At 44.9% G+C, this 20,103-nt stretch carries 13 protein-coding genes; 3 read left to right on the plus strand and 10 right to left on the minus strand.

Annotated features, from left to right (window positions below):
- The first annotated feature begins 27 nt into the window (after positions 1-27).
- Entirely contained in the window at positions 28-870 is an 843-nt protein-coding gene (locus QZW82_RS22790; protein ID WP_293153256.1) for a class I SAM-dependent methyltransferase, read from the plus strand.
- Positions 871-1,052: 182 nt separating this feature from the next.
- The gene (locus QZW82_RS22795; protein WP_293153258.1) at positions 1,053-1,832 is read left to right on the plus strand and encodes an ABC transporter ATP-binding protein; all 780 of its coding nucleotides are present in this window, start codon (positions 1,053-1,055) and stop codon (positions 1,830-1,832) included.
- Positions 1,833-2,122: 290 nt separating this feature from the next.
- Here the strand turns inward: QZW82_RS22795 and QZW82_RS22800 are convergent, their stop codons facing one another.
- Positions 2,123-2,956 carry a PEP-CTERM sorting domain-containing protein gene (locus tag QZW82_RS22800; RefSeq protein ID WP_293153260.1) on the minus strand — a complete coding sequence of 278 codons (834 nt, stop codon included), beginning with the start codon at positions 2,954-2,956 and terminating at the stop codon, positions 2,123-2,125.
- A 420-nt stretch (positions 2,957-3,376) separates the two neighbouring features.
- Between QZW82_RS22800 and QZW82_RS22805 the strand changes: the two genes are divergently transcribed.
- Positions 3,377-4,084 carry an ABC transporter ATP-binding protein gene (locus tag QZW82_RS22805; protein WP_293153262.1) on the plus strand — a complete coding sequence of 236 codons (708 nt, stop codon included), beginning with the start codon at positions 3,377-3,379 and terminating at the stop codon, positions 4,082-4,084.
- A gap of 150 nt (positions 4,085-4,234) precedes the next feature.
- Here QZW82_RS22805 and QZW82_RS22810 read toward each other — a convergent pair whose 3' ends face one another.
- From QZW82_RS22810 to QZW82_RS22850, 9 genes are all read right to left on the minus strand, one after another.
- A complete protein-coding gene (locus tag QZW82_RS22810; protein ID WP_293153264.1) occupies positions 4,235-9,739 on the minus strand; it encodes a response regulator in 5,505 nt (1,834 codons plus the stop codon).
- A gap of 523 nt (positions 9,740-10,262) precedes the next feature.
- Entirely contained in the window at positions 10,263-11,726 is a 1,464-nt protein-coding gene (locus QZW82_RS22815; RefSeq protein WP_293153266.1) for a hypothetical protein, read from the minus strand.
- 33 nt (positions 11,727-11,759) lie between these two features.
- Positions 11,760-13,052: a glycosyltransferase family 39 protein gene (locus tag QZW82_RS22820; RefSeq protein ID WP_293153268.1), complete on the minus strand. Its 1,293-nt coding sequence runs from the start codon at positions 13,050-13,052 to the stop codon at positions 11,760-11,762.
- Between the two features lie 1,689 nt (positions 13,053-14,741).
- Complete coding sequence (hemB, locus tag QZW82_RS22825; protein WP_293153270.1) at positions 14,742-15,776, minus strand: porphobilinogen synthase; 1,035 nt, start codon at positions 15,774-15,776, stop codon at positions 14,742-14,744.
- Between the two features lie 33 nt (positions 15,777-15,809).
- Entirely contained in the window at positions 15,810-16,169 is a 360-nt protein-coding gene (hisI, locus tag QZW82_RS22830; RefSeq protein ID WP_293153272.1) for a phosphoribosyl-AMP cyclohydrolase, read from the minus strand.
- A 164-nt stretch (positions 16,170-16,333) separates the two neighbouring features.
- Entirely contained in the window at positions 16,334-16,984 is a 651-nt protein-coding gene (folE, locus tag QZW82_RS22835; RefSeq protein WP_293153275.1) for a GTP cyclohydrolase I FolE, read from the minus strand.
- Positions 16,985-17,225: 241 nt separating this feature from the next.
- Entirely contained in the window at positions 17,226-18,284 is a 1,059-nt protein-coding gene (locus QZW82_RS22840) for a GTP-binding protein (protein ID WP_293153277.1), read from the minus strand.
- Between the two features lie 250 nt (positions 18,285-18,534).
- Entirely contained in the window at positions 18,535-19,104 is a 570-nt protein-coding gene (locus tag QZW82_RS22845) for a Crp/Fnr family transcriptional regulator (protein WP_293153279.1), read from the minus strand.
- A gap of 212 nt (positions 19,105-19,316) precedes the next feature.
- Positions 19,317-20,045: a metallophosphatase gene (locus QZW82_RS22850; RefSeq protein ID WP_293153281.1), complete on the minus strand. Its 729-nt coding sequence runs from the start codon at positions 20,043-20,045 to the stop codon at positions 19,317-19,319.
- Positions 20,046-20,103: the final 58 nt, after the last annotated feature.

Here is a 20,103-nt window from a genome sequence, read left to right on the forward strand (position 1 = left end):
TCTAATAGTTAAGGGGGAAAATGAGCAATGAGTAAGAATGTAACAGGAACTGCTTTTATCGTTGCAGAATTTAGAGCAGAAGAAAATGCAGAAACTGCTCCTCTTTACACCGACAATGTAGTCAAAATTTGGCTGAATGAGGAAACAAAAGAAATCGCTGCTAAAATAGCTCAAAACTCTCCAGCCGCGAAAGAAATGGTTAAGCTGCGGACTAAATATTTTGATGATGTTTTGTCAAATCAAATTTTAGGAGGTTGCAAGCAAGTAGTGATTTTAGGCTCCGGGTTGGATACTCGCGCTGCGAGAATTAATGGAGAAAAAGCTACTTATTTTGAAATAGACGATAGCGCTACGCTACAATTAAAAGCAGAAACTCTCAAAGCCAACAAAGTCAAGGCAAATGTTCGCTACATTCCCGGCGATTACGTAAAAGACGGTTTAATCTCCTTGCTGAAACAGAGCGAATTTGATTTTGAGCTGCCGACATATTTTTTGTGGGAAGGTAACACTACCTTGCTCGCAAAAAAAGATGTAATATTTGTATTAGAACAAATTCGCGACAATGTGAAGAGCTTTCGATTGTCTTTTGATTATATGTCGGAAAAGGTGATTTTAAGGACAACGGGCTACCAAGATATCAATGATTACATAGATAAATACGAAAGTATGTATGCACCGTGGATTACTGGGTTTGACCAAATTCCCACTTTAGCTGACGAACTCAATCTCAAACTTATTGAGAACTTTTCGACGGCAGATTTGCACGCACAATATCGCCCTCTCCGTTCGCTGGAATCTAATCTTTTTAAGTTCTATTTTGTTTGTACGTTAGAGAATATGTCCGACAATAGACTTGAATTGCAAAAATAGCGAGGACGATGCTCGGAGCAACGTCCCACAAAAATCTTTTTTTATTTTGGGATGGGCTTCTAGCCAGTCCGAAAACTTGACAAAAAGGACTGTTGCAATCTTGTATAATCTTCCAAGTTAATTTGCGAGGGTGAGAGTACAAGCTCGCACTGCAATATAATATATTAGGAAACACGACCAAAATGTCACTATTAGAAGCACAGCAACTTACAATGCGATTCGGCGGCTTGACTGCGGTAAATCAAGTCAGCTTAACTTTGGAAAAAGGCTCGATCGCCAGTTTGATCGGCCCCAACGGTGCTGGCAAAACCACATTTTTTAATATGCTGACGGGCATCTACAAACCGAGTGCGGGCCAGTTGGTACTGGAAAATAAAAATATCACCGGTTTAGCACCCGATCGCCTCACAACCTTCGGCATTGCTAGAACTTTCCAAAATATTCGATTGTTTAACAACATGACCGTGTTGGATAATATTTTAGTAGGCAGACACTGCCGTTTAAAAGCTGGTTTGTTGGGCGCAATCCTCCGCCCTCCGACTGTGAATTCGGAGGAACGGGAAGCTAAAATAAAAGCGCTGACTATGCTAGATTTTGTCGGTTTGGGCGTGAAGAAAGCGCCGGAGTTGGCAAAAAACCTTTCCTACGGCGACCAGCGCAGATTGGAAATTGCGAGGGCTTTGGCATCTGATCCAAAAGTTTTGCTTTTGGATGAACCGACTGCGGGAATGAATCCGAATGAAACGGCCGATTTGACTCGCTTTATTTACCGGATTCGGGATGAGTTGGATTTGAGTATTTTGCTGATCGAACACGATATGAAAGTGGTGATGGGAATTAGCGATCGCGTGAGTGTAATGGAGTACGGTACTAAAATTGCTGAGGGAACTCCGGCAGAAGTTCGCGCAAATCCTCGCGTGATTGAGGCATATTTGGGAAAAGAAGAAGATGCCATTGGATAATAGTTAGAACTCAATTGCAACAATAATTAGGACGGGCTAGAAGCCCATCCCACAAGAAAAAAATTGTGGGATGGGCTTCTAGCCCGTCCCAAAATTTGATTAAAAGGACTTTTGCAATCTTGTCTAGTGAGGTGTATAGCGGTTTTCACAAAGATTCGCGGACGTTGTTGGGAAGAGAGCCCTCTTGATTTCAGCGGTTATGTAAGCTGTCAGCCATACCTCATCTTTTTGAGAAAGGCTATACACTGCGTATCCTACGGATTGATCTTCGGGGGTTTTCCCTAAACTTTTTATTGAACTTCAGATAATTTATTCTTGAGTTTTCGTGCTCTAGCAAACAATCCTAAAAATATTGCAGCACCCAATACAGTGCTCGGTTCGGGAACGGCTTGTGGTTCTGCCTCTGCTTCTGCGATATTGTTCTTAACTTCTACTAATCTTAAGTTAGTGGCGCTGTCGAATGTCCGCGAATACACCCCAGAAGTATAGAGGAGGCTTTCTGCTCTACTTCCTTCCTCCATAAAATTAAAATTGACTTTTGTGGGATGAAAGTTGTTGCTGGCGGACAAATTAAAATAACTTCCCCCAGAAGAGTCTAAAAAGCTGACAAGTTCAAAGGAGTCTAAGAGAATGTTACTAACAGTGTTAATCAACCCGAAAAATATATTTCCACTGGCTCGGGCGCGTTCGGATTGGCTGTTGTCAACTGATGTCAAAACATTTAAAACTGTCTGGAAATTGAAGGAAAAAGTTTCTTGGGCATCTATCTCGAAGTCGCCGATAACTGTTGCTTGGCTTTCGGCTAAACCTGCATAGTTGCTGCCGCTACCTGTGACTTGACTCTTCGAGAGATTTGCTGCGAGCAATTCGTGACAGTTAGAGATAAATACTGCCTCAGCGTTGGCTTCGCTAATCACAACACCTTTGTTAGTTATCGCCAAGGTATTAGTATTAGTAGATCTACTTGTATCTGTCGGTCTTTGACTGAATGTGTCAATGCTTACTTCGGCCGCAGAACCTGCTATTGTGGCAGCATTGCTGGGCGCTATACCTACTGTCAAACCGGTTACTAAAGGAGTTACTAATAAAAATGCGATTGCTCCGGTGCTGTGATTGAATTTCATGGTGAATCTCCTTAAATTTGCCAAATTTTATGGGTTGTTATCTTCGTAATTACTAGCTGTTGATTTCCCTTACGTATTCATACTATCTCTTTACTTAGACATGGTTGTAAAGTTACTGTCAAGAAATCGTTTGTTTGATTAAAAGTTCTGTAAAGTTGGCGACAAAAACTTCTGGTAGTCCTGTTTTCTTCAATGATGCAATTCGATGCAATCCCCTCTGCATAAGGATCGATCGCCGGAAAATTCTTACTTCTGCACCACTACCCAATTTCTAAAACTGTATGGTATTCGATCGCTCGCTGGGTATTTATTTAAGTAAAAATGCTGTCTACTATAAAAAAAGTTAATTTTCAATAAATGCAATAAAAATTTATAATGAGTCGGGATAATATAACAAAGGACAAAGCAGAAAGACTAATTATGCTAGAAATCAAAGACATACATACCTACTACGGAAATATCCACGCTCTCAAAGGAGTATCGCTAACTGTCTCGCAGGGAGAAGTTGTGACTTTAATTGGTAGCAACGGGGCGGGGAAAACTACCACTCTCCGCACGATTCAAGGATTGCTGCGCCCGCGCAGCGGCACTGTATTATTTGAGGGTAAGCCTTTGGAATCGCTGTCTACAGAGGCGATCGTCCGTTTGGGCATTTCTCAAAGCCCGGAAGGAAGGTTGATTTTTCCGCGCATGACGGTGCAAGAAAACCTGGAAATGGGTGCTTATCTACGCAACGATACTCTCGGTATCAAGTCGGATATGGAAAAAGCTTTAAATTTATTTCCCCGTTTGCGAGAAAGAATCAGTCAAAAAGGGGGCACTCTCAGTGGGGGTGAGCAGCAAATGCTGTCGATCGGCCGCGCTTTGATGTCGCGCCCCCGTTTGTTATTGTTGGATGAGCCGAGTATGGGCTTGGCGCCGATGTTAGTCAGTCAAATTTTTGCGATCGTCCGCGATATTAATGCGGGCGGAACTACTATTTTATTGGTGGAACAAAACGCTCGCATGGCTTTGAGTGTAGCCCACCGCGGCTATGTGATCCAAACTGGTGAGGTTGTAGTCGCTGGTAGTGCTAGCGATTTGCAGTCAAACGAAACTGTTCGCAAAGCTTATTTAGGTGAAAGTTAAATGTGGGGATTGGGGATTGGGGCATGGGGCATGGGGCATGGGGCATTGGGCATGGGGCATTGGTTATTGGGAATTGGGAATTGGTTATTGGTTATTGAAACTGACAAATAACAAATAATAACCAACAAATAACAAGTAACAACCAACAAATTAGCCCATTTGCGATCGCAAATTCCCCGTTTTCAATTCCGTCTCAAAAGCCGATCGCACCTTTTCCCACTCGGCTTCGGCTTCCAACAGGCGATCGCGCGCCGCCCTCGCATCAAAAATCTGTTCCCCTCCAGACTCAACCGCCACGCGGCCCATCAACTCCAACTCTTTGCATACTTCCGAAAAAGACACTGCTCCTAAATTGGCGCTGCTTGACTTGAGCGTGTGAGAAGCCAGCTTCAAACTGTCAGCATCTCCCAGAAAAATAGCTTCCTTAATTGTTTCTAAATGCTGCTGTGCATCTAACAAATATATCTTAATCAACTCCCCCAAAAAATCTGGATCGTCATCATCGTCTAGCTCGCGGAGATTGTGCAAAACCTCAAAATTAATCGGAGAATTTGCTGGCGGTTGAACGATCGAATGTTTAGTAACATGACTGCCATTTTGATCGGAAATATCTGGATTTTTTGGCTCAGTAACGGCATTCAATTCATCCCGACGCAGAGGTTGGCACTTGCTGAGGGCGAGGGCCAACTCTTCCCGGCGCACCGGCTTAGTAATATAATCGTCCATACCCGCTTCCAGACACTTTTCGCGATCGCCCTGCATGGCATTAGCCGTCATCGCAATAATTCTCGGCTTCTTGTTGGCTGGCCATTCCCCACATATGCGGCGCGTCGTTTCCAAACCGTCCATCTCCGGCATCTGCACGTCCATCAGCACAACATCGTAAGATTGTCGCTTCAAGGCCTCCAAAACCTCCAAGCCATTAGCGGCAATATCCGCCCGATATCCTATCCTGTCGAGCAAATGGGTAGCGACTTTTTGATTCACCACATTGTCCTCTGCTAGCAAAATCCGAATCTGACTGGAATTACTTGGATCGTGTGGGGCAGAATTGCTCGGAACCTGCCTTAAAACCGCAGGAGTCCGCTGCACGCGGTGCTGTTCTTGAGAATTTTCAAAATACTTCAATCCCGAAGTCAAAGTCGCCACATTTGAAAGTTCTCCCTTGCTGCTTCTACCGGCAACATATCCAAAAACTTGCAGCAATACATTATAAAACTGGGACTGTTTTAGAGGCTTAGTTAAAAACGCCGAAAAATGTACTTCTGTAGTTTCAAGTTTTTTCCAAACTTCTGCCTTGCTCAAATAAGTAAACAGCACCAAAGGTAGCGTAACTTTGCGAGGACTTTTAACTTTGATGACATTCGGATTTAACGCGTCGCCACTAGACAAATTGCTAAGCTCAAATTTCCGAATCTCTACAGCCAAAGACACGCCGTCCATATCTGGTAGATTCATCGCCAAAATAGCCAAATCGATCGCCGAGTTTCCTTTGATGATTTCCAAAGCCTCAGCGCCTGAAGTTACAGCCACGGGTATCATGCCCCAAGCCTCAGCTTGCCGGATCAAAACTTGCCGGTTAATGGCATGATTCTCGGCAATTAACAAACGCTTCCCAACAGTAAATTCCGGTTTTTTTTCTTCAGCCGCGTTTTGATTAGCTTCAGCAATCACAGTGAAATAAAAAATCGAACCGGAACCCGATATCGACGGTGCAGAAAATCCCGCAGGTGGGGTTCCTGCCGTACTTTGTCCGATCGCAGAAACAGCAGGGTGAGACTTAGAAGTGCCCGGAGCAACCTGGCTGACAACCCACGTTTTACCGCCCATCATATCGCTCAAACGTTGGCTGATAGCCAATCCCAACCCAGTCCCGCCGTAATGTCGCGTTGTCGAAGCGTCTACCTGCGAAAAAGCTTTAAACAGGCGATCGATCCTGTCTGGCGGAATCCCAATACCCGTATCTTGGACACCAAATTGAATCTCGTACAGTCTCCTAGCTGCCAAATTTTCCTGTTTAATTGCTAGCGGTTGTGGCGCTAGAATATTGCTGATTTCCGGCGAACTATTAGCAGGTAATTGTTCAATTTCCCGAGCCGTACAGCAGACAACAATTTCTCCAGACTCGGTAAATTTAACTGCATTTCCCAGCAGATTTACTAAGATTTGGCGCAGCCTTGTGACATCTCCTAAAATATTTTTTGGTACAGAATCATCAATAAAATAAGCCAACTCTAAACCTTTTTCCGACGCTCTAGGAGCTAGCAATTCCAGAGATTCTTCTATACAGTTTTGCAGATCGAAGGGGCTGCGTTCCAAATCCATTTTACCCGATTCAATCTTAGAAAAATCGAGGATATCGTTAATAATAGTTAGCAAAGCATCGCCACTGGTGCGAATTGTCTCGACAAAATCCCGCTGTTCTGGAGTTAGTTGCATATCCAGCAGCAAACCCGTCATCCCGATTACCGCATTCATCGGAGTGCGGATTTCGTGACTCATAGTTGCTAAAAATTCGCTCTTAGCTCTGTTAGCTACTTCGGCCGCTTCTCGCGCTTGCTCCAAAGCTTCATTTTGCTCTGCTAACTGTCGCTGGCGCTGAACTTCTGTTTCTAAGAGCAGTGCTTGAGCTAAGGTAATTCCGACTTGAGCGGCAACATCTTCTAATAATTCAATTTCGTCGGGAGTCCACTGGCGAGTTGCATCGCACTGGTGCAAAGTAATAATTCCATTCGGTTCTCCTTGATAGGAAGTGCGAACTGCCAACATAGATTTTAATCCGATGCGGCGGCACATTGGTACGGAAGATTCGAGCAAAGGATCGGCAAACACGTCGGGAGATGCCAGGGCTATATCTTCTGCGAGTAGTTTTTCGGTGTAGGGGTTGTAAGTGACAGAAAGTTCTAAATCTAAGGCCGATTCGTGACCTGGTTCTAGGTATTCTGCGACGCAAGGAAGGTGGGGATAAGGTTGGGAAAGATAGGTGTGAATTGTGCAGCGATTGACGCCGAATACGCGGCCGATTTGGGTGGCGGTAGTCTGAAAAATTTCTTGAGTGTCTAAGGTCGATCGCACTTTTTGAGTAATTTGTTTGAGCAGCAAGACGCGCTGGTACTGTCGCTGCAAAGTTCGCTCTCGCTCTTCCCTGGCAATTTCTGCGCCGATGTAATTGCCCATCAGCTTTAAAATTTCAAAATTCAGCGGTTTTAAAGGAGATTTAGGGGTGCGGGAAGTAAAGCTCAAGGTGCCAAAAACTCGCCCTTGGACTATTACCCTGGTGCCGACAAAAGCCTCCAACCTCCGCACGGCGTAAGCCGGATGCTGCTTCCACTGAGTAGTGCCGGCGGATTCGATCGAAATAGGTTCGATCGATCGCAAAACCTCTCGCTCGAAGGTTCTGCTTAAAGAAAAACCGTCTCCTTTCGCAAATCCGAAGGGAAAATCTTGCGGTACGTAGGCCGCGAGCACTTCGTAGCGATCGCCCAAAACCCTGCCCAACAGCCCGATATCCATCCCAAACTGACTGCAACCCATTGCCAGCAACCGGGCCGTTCGCTCGTCAAAAGAGCCGGACGAGCCTACCATTACCTCGTAGAGCGATCGAATTGCCCGCTCGCTTTCCCGCAGTTCCTCAACTCCTTCAACGCGGTTGCAGACATCGTGCAAAGTCCCTAAAATTCCCAGTATTTCACCTTGGGAATTCAGCCGTACTTGGGCAAATATTTCAACTGAAACAAAGCCTGAATCAATCTGAATTCCCAATTCGTTTTTGCCAGATTCTAACTTGTATTTAAATCGCAGTTCTCGCCGATAAAATTCCGAATTACCAGACAGTAAAGACTCCAATAACTTTGCACAATGCGGGCGCTCATCTGGATGCACCCAATCTAAAAAATTAGTTGTCAAACTTTCAGCCACCGAAAAACCTGTAATTTCAGTCCAAGCGCGGTTGAGAAATGTCCAAATCCCCGCCGCATCCATCTGGAAAATTACTGTTGCTTTCAAAGCATCAAATACTTGGAATTCCTCGACGCCATCGGAGTGTTTGAGTTCTAACTGCTGGTTTGGAGTAATATCTGTATGAGTTCCGACTACCCGCAGCGGTTTGCCGGTAGCGCTGCGTAAAACTTGACCTCGATTCAGCACCCAGACAGTGGTGCCGTCTTTGCAGTACATTCGATATTCTGCTGCAAAATCCGCTGTTTTTTGTGCGAAGTGATCTTCTAAAGCTGCCTTTACTCCGTCAATGTCGTCTCGGTGAATGCGACTCCACCATTCCGATCGCCGATTCGAGATTTCCCCTTCTTTGTAGCCGAGCATTTCTTGCCATCGCGCCGAATAAAAAAATTCATCTGTTTCGAGATTCCAATCCCAAATCCCCTGATTGTTGACGGTAGCGGGGAGATTTGGGGGCTGCGCGACGCTAATGTTTTGAGCAATTTCTGCATCTGGGTAGGGATTGGCTGCCGGAATTTGTATTTGGGCCAAGAGTTTTTTGTACTGCGCGTTGCTAGATTCTAGCTGGCGCTGCAAAGCGAGCAAGCCTGAATGCAGAGATTTTGAGTCCAGTGCTTGTAACAGGATAGTTTGAGGATTGACAATCCCGATCGGGTGATTGCTGTCGTTGATGACTAATAGAGGTAACTGGCAGTAGTGTTTTTGCAGCAGGGCGATGGCTGCTTCGAGGGTAGAGTGCGATCGTACCAGGGCTGGCGAACTGCTGCAAATCGCTCCTGCTTTAATTCTGCTAGAGTCTCTCCCCGTGGCTTGCAACTGCACGATGTCCCGCGAACTTACCACCCCAACCAGTTTGTGGAGGTTGGGATTTGTAAATTTGGCATTTTGAGCTGCACCATTCGAGTTTGGTTCCGGGGTTTCAGTGATTAATACATAGCTAACATTGTGTCGGAACATCAGTTGCGCCAAATAGCGAACCGAAGCAGTAGCCGGAGCGTGAATAATTCGCGAGGCTGCGATTTGAGGGATTTGATCGAGTTTAATTAAATTTGCGGGGATCTCTAATTTCGGATGTAAAATTGGCAGTGGCGGAGGAAATGGCAAGGGCGAAGCAGGTGGCAAAGGGCTGCTAATTGGTTGTGGCGATTCCCCAATTTCCTGCAACAGTTCTACCAAGCTTTGAGAGCTAATTAAACCGACAAGTTCTTCTGTGTCGCTAACGACTGGTAAATGCCCGATCAGGTGTTTGTCTAGCAGATTGGCTAAGGCAAAAAAGTCGGGAATTTCCGATTCTCGGGCTACAGTGACGGTTCTGATCATGATTTGCTCGATCGCAAATCCCCTCAAAGCAGCGCCGATCGAATTTAGCTGTACGACATCTCGCGCTGTAAAAATCCCCAGCACCATCTGGCCACCGGTATCGTCGGCTTTTGAGCCGTTGAGGCCGTTGAGACTGAGCCTGTTAGCACCTGCGTGTAGCGCGCGCGGTAGGCCTTTGTAGAAACCTAACTGTTCCCGCGACTGCGGGGAAGTCCCGTTGGTGGGATTTCCCAGTTGAAAATTTCCGCGCGGTTCTACCACAAGGACGTAACTGGCTCCTGTGCTGCTCATCAGCTCGATCGCCTCTTCTACGGGCGTCCCAGGGGTGACGGTGAGGGGATGGCGGTTAATTACCTGACTGAGAGAGGGAATAAACATCAGCGGGCATAAAAGTGATATTTGTTTAAAAAACCCGATCGTCGCAAGCAGCAGGTTGATTGAGAGGCTTTGCGCGCGAGGTTACTGTGCGCGATCAAAGTTTCTGTAAGATTAAAATCACCCCTACTATCAGCATCTTGGCATTAAAAATTAATTCCGTGCCAAATCTTGACAATTTATAGGTGCTGAAAGTCAGAACCAATGTTATCTAGCAGAGGGAGGACACAAAGACTGGCAGGCAATTCCTCACGTCACCTAACTGCTGCGGGTTTACGAGCTAGAATTTCTGCGATGTCTAGACTTCGGCTACCTTCTCGCGCTCAAGGGAATTCTCGATCGGATTCTGTTTGAGGCAAGATAGTTACACGCTACCAATTTACCAGCGACAGGAGGGGAATCACAACACGATTTAGATATTTCAACTGTCTAATTAAGGGCTCGAGGGTTCGAGGGCACAAAATAAATAATTGCGATCGTAACTAATTCTATCTTATCCCAATTCTGAACTCCGAGAATTTGACATTCAATTCGGGCGATCCTCTTCGAGGGCTGCGCTAACGAACTTGATGAGAATAGCACTGTTCCCCGGCACCAAAAAAGTCGCCTTACCACCCTTCAGGGTCAAGCTGCCAACAACCTCATCCATTGACTTCAAACTAAACTCCCGCACCGTCCCATTACCAGCTTCGATTAAAGCTGAAATATCGGCACGAACAGTATAAGATTTTGCTCGATCGTTGACAGCCAGCAAGTAAACATTCTTACTAGAATCGAGAGTTGCAACTGCCATTAAATCGGAACTATTAGCGATCGGAAAAAAGCTAGCCCTACCGCCTTGTAAAGCCCGAATTCCCATCCGCAAAGCATAGTAGCTCGCGCGCCGTTTTCCCCCGTCCCCCAGCAAACCTTCCGCCAGTGCCGGCTTTCCCCAGTCGTACAAACAGAATATGTGACTCCCGTAAATATAATTATCCCCCGGTTGGGAACCTCGGATCAAATTTTTAATCAAACTTAAAGCTAAAGGGAAATCGTTATAGCTAATTTGATAACTTCCCCATTCTCCCACCCAAACCTCTGAGTTAGCACGGACTGTCCCCTTCATCCAGCCGCGGACTTTGCGGGTGTAGTTAGAAATATCTGCATCGTAATTGTGGAAGTTGACAGTATCGAAATAATTAGGAATTTCTCGCAAAGCCTCAGCCGGCCAATTGCTACCACCTACGCTTGTCGGGCTGTGGATGCGGTAAGCGCGATCGGGCAAATAATTTTTGTACACAAAGTCGATCGCATCTTTGGTCACTTTCACCAACTCAAAATAGTCAGCCATAGTTCCACCCCAACCCTGTATGCGGTAGTCCGGTTCGTTGTGAATTTCCCAATCATCAACGCGGTAATCGTTGCGTACATTCAACCAATAAACCGTAGCAAACACGTGTTCCCACCACTCGTTCCAATCTTCTTTTGTGCGGGGCGGATTCAGTTGCAGCGCCCAAGACGGATTCCAGTCACCATCAACATTACGAATACTCACAACCGGGCGAATCTTAGCCTGTTTGAGAGCATTAAAAATAGTCCTAGCATTGCCTTCCCAAACTTTACCACGTTCTCCCGACCACGAATAATCGCTACCCCGGGGCGGATCGGTCATAATTTTATCCCAATGCGCCCAATTAATAATATTTGGATTTGCCTTAATTTGGGAGATTTCCGGCCAGCCGTATTTACCGTCATCGTCTTCCGGTTCCCATCGAGACATCCCGCCGTAAATGCGGTATGTATTAATTCCCAAATCTTGCAAATCTTTGAGATCAAAGTTAATATTGCCCTCGACTGCACCGATGTAGCGAGTGCTGACACCCGCAGCAGTACCGGAGAATTTAATTGTTGCGATGTTTTGAGCAAAAGTTGTTGTTGGGCCCAACAACTCTATGCCGATGGCAATTAAAAGGGCGAGGGTGAAATTCCGAATTAGAGTTTTTGATAACACTGGGTTAATAACTAAGGACTAACTGCCTAAGACCTACTGATTAATTAACTTCAACCGACGCTGAATCTGCCCGGCCGCCGCCGCAATTACGATCGCCAAAATCGGGTGCAGTGGCTCGCTGTGGCGAACTTCTGCATAAGTGAGCGCATGAATCAAAGTAAAATAGCCGCAGACTGCCAGCAGTGGCAAAAACTCCCGCCAGCGATGTCGCAAAACTATCATGCCCAAAGCCGCAAAGACAGGTAAAATTCGCGACATTAAAATGCCGACAATCCGTTGCGGCGAAAAGAATGGCCGCATTGCCTCTACATTAAACATAGCGCGATAGGGCCAGTCATTTATAGGGTTTCCCAACCACAAATAAACTGCCTTTTGCAAACAATACCAGAGATACACACCAGGATCGCGGAGGATTGAAGCGATCGCCCGTTTGGTAAAATAGCGATCGCCCTCAATGGTAAAAACATCGTGTCCGCCATTCCGAGCCGGATTGAGTTCTTCCTGCCAAATTTGAAGGATATGGCGTTTTGGCAGTTGTTCGTAGGCAAAATGATAAAACTCTGGGCTTCCTTGCCACAGCAGCCCCGTAGAAACACTGTAAATCAAAAAAGTCTTGTGAGTTCGATAATTGTGGTAAGTCCAAGGTGTGGTAATGATGATAATTGCGCCCAAATAAGCAACAAACAAAGCAATCTTGCGCTTAAAAGACCATTGGCGCGGCATCAATAGTGGCACAATTACCGGAAGCAACATCGCTGTCGGCCGACAAAGATTCGTAATTGCCAACAACCCACCTGCTAATGAAAAATTTTGCCACTGCGGCTGTTCCAATGCTCGCAGCAAACCCAGTATTGTTAAAATCATTAAAGGCGCGTATAAAATCTCTGTTTGCAGCAGCCTGACATGAAGAATCAGGGAGGGATGTAGCGCAGTTAATCCAGCGGCTACTAAGGAACTTTGAGGGCCAGTAAAACGCCGTGCCAGGATAAAAGTTAGGGGTATGATTGTCGCCCCCAAAAAAGCTTGTACGTAGACTACAGATGCAGGAGAACGACCAAAAAATGTATAACATCCAGCTATGAAAAATGGATAAACTGGTGTGCGGCCCGCCCACTCAAAAAAATGACCCTTCAGCAACCAGTATGCCAAACCCTCATAGCCCGGTTCATCGCCTGTGAGACGGGCGGGAGTATCGGGGAGAGTTTGGTTGGTGCGCCACGCCAAATAGAGCCGGAATGCCATTCCCAGCAGCGTCAGACCAACCAGGGCCAAGACAATTATGCGGTCATTTCTTTGCTGCTGCGTTGCGGAGATATCTGGTGTCATCAAAACTGACTGCAAAAATTTGATTGTTTCCTCTCAATTTTTTAGGTTGGGAATGTCAAAAATTATATCGTTTCAGATACATTTTTTTCGACAAGTGATATTTTTCACGCCATGTCCGACCATTCCAGCGGACGATCGCATCAGGAGACTGGCGAGTCAGGGTTTCGCCGATTCCCTACGGGATAGCTTGGCACGCGCGTAATTTCCGGTTGCAACACCGATTGCAGGGAAGTTTGTTGCGATTTAGAACTAATAGTACCCGTAGCAGCGATCGAACTAAGGAGCGCAAATTAAATAATTTACACTCTTGAAAGTGGGATCGGCCAGAAGAACCAGTCCAGAAAGGAGGGGCTATAAAGGCCCATCCCACAAGAACCATCAAATTATAAGTTATTTAATTCTCATTCCTAACTGCAAGAATTGCGAAAATTTAACCCAGTTTCAGAGGCTGGCACGGTTTTACATTCATGGCGTTTATTGAAAATAATAGTTAAAAGCTAGTTGCGAGCAAGATTTAAAGCCAAACTTGTCAACCAGCTAGTTTTCTTCAACACTTCTTAATGAGTTATAGTGACATCATTCTTATTAAGAAGATGAATAATAAGCAGACTGTAGCAGTAAAGAGAGCATCTCAGTTTTGATTTTATAGTGCTGTCCCCGCTCGCGAGCTATCGAATACTCGCGAACTCTTAAGCTCGGACTGTCAAGAAATTGCTTTTTTTCATTCATTGAGATGCTCCCACAGTAAAAGTATTACATTGAAGTAATTTTAGATATTGGCAGTATTCAATAAGAATTAAAAGCCATAAATTAGTTGATTTTAATTAGCAATAAGTCTAGAAGCTATAGCGGATCTAGTTCCCCTATTCGCGGACGTTGTTGGGCTTGGACTCTCTTGGCTTAAGTGGTTATATAAGCTGTCAGTTATACCTCATATTTTTGAGAAAGGCTATACATCCTCTAGATTAATTGGAGCAACACAATTAAACATAATTACAGATACGTGATTCTTCCAGTCTTTTGACTGAGAAGATAAATCGAGCTTGTTAGAGAAAGGGCTGCTTGCGATCTATGCGATCGACATTACTTTCTGATATTGACATAGCTTGACCCGCAGATAGCCCTTGTGAAAACTAAAAAAATCGCTTGCAGGAAAACTCACTTATAAATCAATACGGTTCACTTAAGATAAGTAGATGGGTGTAAATAAATCGGTTCATGTAACAGAACGTAAAGCAACCGTAACCCCTGCGTTGGCGAAGCCGCCCTGAAAGGGCTAGGGCTTATGCTTCGCTTCACTTCGTTTCGCTCTCTTCGGACATACTTGTGTATTTTCATACTCATCTACTTAGTCATTGCGAGGAACGAAGCAATCTCCGTATCTATTTTAAATAGGGTTTTACCCCCAGGGCGGTCTTAAGTAAACCGTATTGACTTATAAATTAGATACGTTTGCCTCGCGGCTGAAGGCGATTCCGACAACTTAAATTGGTCCACACTGATATTTTGTACTCGTCCCTATGGATGAGGAAATACCTAGAAAATATCTGCGTTTATCTGCGTTTATCTGCGCTTTAAAATACAGCAGATTCCATATTGATGAAGTATACCCCCGCTCGATCGAGCCTTCTATGGAGACTCTAAAAGCCGTGTCCTTACACTTCATAAACTTGGAATACGCTATATCTCTTATTTCAACATCAAAGCAACTTCCTTCGCAAAATAAGTCAAAATCAAATCGGCACCCGCCCGTTTGATACTCGTCAAAGTCTCCAAAATAATCCGATTTTCATCAATCCAACCTAACTTTCCAGCAGCTTTGATCATTGCGTATTCGCCGCTGACATTGTAAGCAGCTACGGGCAAATTAGTTGCTTCGCGCACTTGGCAGATAATATCGAGATAAGCCAAAGCAGGTTTTATCATGACAATATCTGCGCCTTCAGCGATGTCCAAAGCAATTTCTTTGAGTGCTTCCCTCGCATTAGCAGCATCCATTTGATAAGTCTTTTTGTCTCCAAACTTTGGGGCAGAATCGAGGGCATCCCGAAACGGGCCATAATAAGCAGAGGCATATTTTGCTGAATAAGCCATGATTGCGGTATCGATGTATCCTGCTGTATCTAAGGCTTTGCGAATTGCGCCGATTCTGCCGTCCATCATGTCGGAAGGTGCGACCATATCCGCACCAGCATCAGCTTGAGAAACTGCCATTTTTACTAAAACTTCAACAGTCGGATCGTTGAGAATTTTACCAGTTTCGTCAACTAAACCGTCGTGTCCGTGTGAAGTGAAAGGGTCGAGGGCTACGTCGGTAATTACTACTATTTCGGGAATGTTTTGTTTGATGGCTTTGACTGTTTGTTGCACCAATCCTTCTGGGTTGTAGCTTTCGGTAGCAGTGTCATCTTTCTTGTTTTCTGAAATTACTGGAAAAAGCGCGATCGCACAAATTCCCAAATTCCAACATTCAGCGATTTCTGTTAGCAATAAATCCAGCGAATAGCGATAACAACCGGGCATAGAAGCAATCTCAACTTTTTGCCCTTCTCCTTCCATCACAAACATCGGATAGATGAGGTCGTCAACAGTCAGGTGATTTTCTCGTACCATGCGTCGCAAACCGGGTGTGCGGCGGAGGCGGCGGGGACGGATGGTTGTGAGGGAGGGATTGCGATCGTTTAAAGTGGGTACGGCGGACTCGACGTTATTTGCGGATGACATAGGAACTGGCTGCAATAATAATGATTATCATTATTATTGCATTGTTGCGCGAAGCGGTAGCGCCACGGAATTGAAAAAACAACTCCTCACGCCTGTGTGACAAGCTATTTCACCAATCTGTTCTATTTTGAGCAGAATAGTATCGGCGTCGCAGTCGTAAAATATTTGTTTGACTTTTTGGATGTGCCCGGATGTCGCGCCTTTGTGCCAAAATTCCGATCGCGATCGGCTCCAATAGTATGCTTCTCCTGTAGCTAGAGTCTGCTTAATTGACTGTTTGTTCATCCACGCCATCATTAAAATAGTACCGTCTCGATCGTCCTGGGCGATCGCCGGAATCAAACCTCGATCGTTAAATTTTAAAGCTTCAATCCACAAATATTTTTGATCCATATTCAATTTACAGTTGTATTTCCTCAAGTAAGATTTTTTTTAACCGCAGAGAGCGCAGAGAGCGCAGAGGGAGGAAAGGGAAAGAGAGAAATATGGTAATGCAATATGACTCTCTTTTCTTTGATTTATCCTGCAAAGAGGCAATTTTTTGTAGACAATTCTAGCTAGTGAAAGCTTGATTTGTGAGCGATTAAACTCATGAATTCTTGACGAGTTCTGGAATCTTCAGCAAACACTCCCCGCATCGCTGAAGTCGCAGTCCAAGAACCTGGTTTTTGCACGCCGCGCATTACCATACACATATGGGTTGCTTCAATTACAACTGCTACACCTTGAGGTTTTAGCAATCCTTGCAGTGCATCCGCAATTTGTGCAGTTAAGCGTTCTTGTACTTGCAATCTGCGGCCGTACATTTCACAAATTCGAGCAATTTTTGACAGTCCAATTACTTTCCCGTTGGGAATGTACGCAACGTGTGCTTTGCCAATTATTGGCAGGATGTGGTGTTCGCAGGAACTGAAAATATCAATGTCCCGCACTAACACCATTTCGTTAGCATTTTCTGTGAATACTGCTCCGTTGAGCAGTTCGTCGAGAGATTGACGATAACCTCCAGTTAGAAACTGCAAGGCTTTGACAACTCGTTTCGGTGTATCTCGCAACCCTTCGCGGTCTGGGTCTTCTCCCAATCCTAGCAGCAATGTACGCACTGCTTGCCTCATTTCTTCATCTGAGACTGGAGGTTGAGATTGGGTAGGAATTGATGACACTACACCATTGGGAGAAGTCAATTCTGGACGAGTAGATAAAGTCATGCTTGCAGTTTGTGAAAATGTTTAACAGTGGCTGTGGACTTTTATTTGCTATCTGATTATAACAAGATTCACAAAATGAAACATTAAATGGTTTGTTTTTTTATAAGTCAATAATAACTCAAAATATAAAATCAACCGTTGGTAGTTACACGGTTTTTGCTGTCAAAAAGTGCAACTACTAACGGCGCAATTAAATCTAAAATCTCTTAGCTATGGACGTGACACTGAGATTGACAAAATCTTAAACTAAGCAATTGTTAAGCTGTTCTCGAATTTGAGCGGTATCTAAGTTGCGGCCGATGACTACGAGTTGAGTCTTAGGTGGAGTCAAGCATTCGTAAGCATTTAGTTCATAGCGCGCGCCACTAAGTTGAAAAATGTGTCTCATCGGGCTGTCTTCAAACCAAAGAATCCCTTTTGCCCGAAATACATCTAAGGGCATTTCTTCGGTGAGAAATTCTTGGAATTTGTGGATATTAAAAGGTCGATCGCTCTGAAATGATAGCGAAACAAATCCGTCATTATCTAAGTGATTGGAGTGATGTCCGTGATGGTGATGTTCGTGATGATGTTCGTGATGATGTTCGTGTTCGTGATGCTCGTGTTCGTGATGCTCGTGTTTTTCCTCGGTTTCCAAATTATCGAAAAGATCTGCTTGGGTTAAACCTACACCCAAAATCAATGGTAAAGGAACTTCACCATATTCAGAGTGTAAAATTCTCGCTCCTTCCTTGATTGTGCGAATGTAAGCTTCTAATTCTTCTACTTTTTCTGAAGGAGCTAAATCGGTTTTGTTCATCAGCACGATATCTGCAAATGCGACTTGTTTTAAAGCTGCTTCGCTCTCAAAATGATCGGTGGTGAAGGTTTCGCTATCCACTACAGTGAGTACAGAATCTAGAGTGGTCAAATCCCGCAATTCCGTGCCAAGAAATGTCAATATAATCGGCAATGGGTCGGCAATTCCGGTGGTTTCAATCACCATGCAGTCGATACGGTCTTCCCGCTCTAACACTCGGTATACTGCATCAACCAAGCCTTCGTTGATGGTACAACAAATACAGCCGTTGCTCAGTTCTACCATGTCATCTTCGGTAGAAATTAAAAGCTGCGAATCGATGTTGATATCGCCAAATTCGTTAACTAAAACTGCTACTTTTAAATCTTGACGATTTTTGAGGATTTGATTGAGTAAAGTGGTTTTGCCGCTGCCTAGAAAGCCGGTAATTATAGTTACTGGCATCCCTCTCTTGGGAAAATCGGAAATTAAATCTGGGGTTTGTACAGTGAGATTAGTCATTGTCCCTCGTTGATTAATTGTAGAGGCCCTGCTGTTAGTTCAGAAAGCTGCTAATTATCCCAAAGCTCTTGTGGATAGCACTTCCTAGCCAAAATTTAGGTACGATCGCCTGTATCGCACTGGATCGAGTATGATAATCATTATCATAGTATCTTAGATGTGCTTTAAGCGCAAGCCCTAGAATTATTGCTCAGCTAGCTGATGACTCATAAACACTTGACTGTCATCCCTTTTCCAGATAAATCTCATGTTACAAACGGGAAGTTAAGACAATGTATTGAGGGCGAGTGCGATCGATAAATCCCTCTTCTTCCAGCCTCCCCATCAGCCGCGTTACTGTGATCCGCGTAATTCCAATAGCTTCGGAAAGCTCCTGGTGAGTCAATCTCAAATCAATTAACACTCCTTGTGCGACTTCGCGACCAAATTTTTGTCCCAACCAAATCAATAGTTGCAGCAGTCTGTCGCGCAGGGATTCGGTGCGAACTATGTAGAATAATGCTTGAGCTTGCTGGATGTGTTTGAAAATTTCATCTAACGATCGATCGCACAAATTTGCAGGAATGTAGCTAATTTCTACATGAGTTTTGCACTCAATTTGGTAATGTTGCACGCCTGACAGCGGCTGACCGATCGCATCTCCTACTCCCCAATATCCCAGCGTAATTGGTGTCCCCTGCTCGCTCCAAGTCACGGTTCGGACAGCACCCCGTTCTATTCGCAGCAAGCCTTTAGACGGCACGGGCACTAACTGGCGGCAGGTGAAAGTCTGCTGTCTGAGACTGGGGTACAAGGCTGGAGTGTAGGTCGAAAAAGTCATGGGATTCACCGTTACTTTGAATACAAAATGGATTCTAGCCTAATTGAGAAAATATATCAACTAGCAAGTTAGGAAATTACCTAAAATCAAAGAAACCTGGTTTCGTGACAAAAACCTAGGCTTTCCGTCATCCGGTGACAAGAAACCGGGTTTCTAACCCTTGCGAGTGCGTCAGCCATAGGAATTTTTGCAAGCATCGCGACAGGGAAAGACTAAGCCCCAAAACCTTTGCGGGTGTTGTAGGAGAGGTTTCTGAACTTCACAATATCGGTGTCCGGGTCGTAAAGAGTATAGGTTGCTCGATCGGGCAACCTACCGACATTCCCCACTCCAACCACCCGCCGCGGGGTTGCAGAGATCGTTGATTGCGGCTCTAGAGAGTCAAGAGTCTGGAGCGAGTTATTGATAATACTTCTCTCTAATTGATACTCAAAGGCTAAGCCCGATCGCCCGCAAAACAAAGTATTGGCATCAGCGCGGATTGCGCGATCGAGCATCACAGGCGGCGGAGTCTCCGGGGTAAGCTCATCAGACGCGCTAACGGTACTCCCGTGAATCAACAAACAATCCAATTCGTGAAAGCCGAAAGTCAAAGAGCGCAACCACTCTACAGTTTTCCGACTGACAGAATCCCAGAGCAACTTAATCGTATCTGCACTGTATTTTTCTCGCAATTCTGTCGCATCAGGGCTAGAACCTATTCCGTGTAAGTTAAAACACTGCTCTTCCCACCACCCGATACATACTTGGGGTTGGATGTCTCCTCGTTTGGGCGATCGAACTCGCTCAACTAATTTTTCACAATCGGGATTAGGGCCGACTAAATCGCCTAAAATATACAATTCATCAACGCGAATTTTCAGACGCTTGATGTCAGCGACTACAGCTTCGTAAGCAGCCAGATTTCCTTCGATTCCTGTTAGTATTGCCCAGTTTGTCATTATTTATTTATTTCCGAAAATTTAGGTTCGTAGTGAGGACTTTAGTCCTCTTTTTTGT

It is taken from the genome of Microcoleus sp. bin48.metabat.b7b8b9.023, assembly GCF_013299185.1.
Lineage (GTDB): Bacteria > Cyanobacteriota > Cyanobacteriia > Cyanobacteriales > Microcoleaceae > Microcoleus.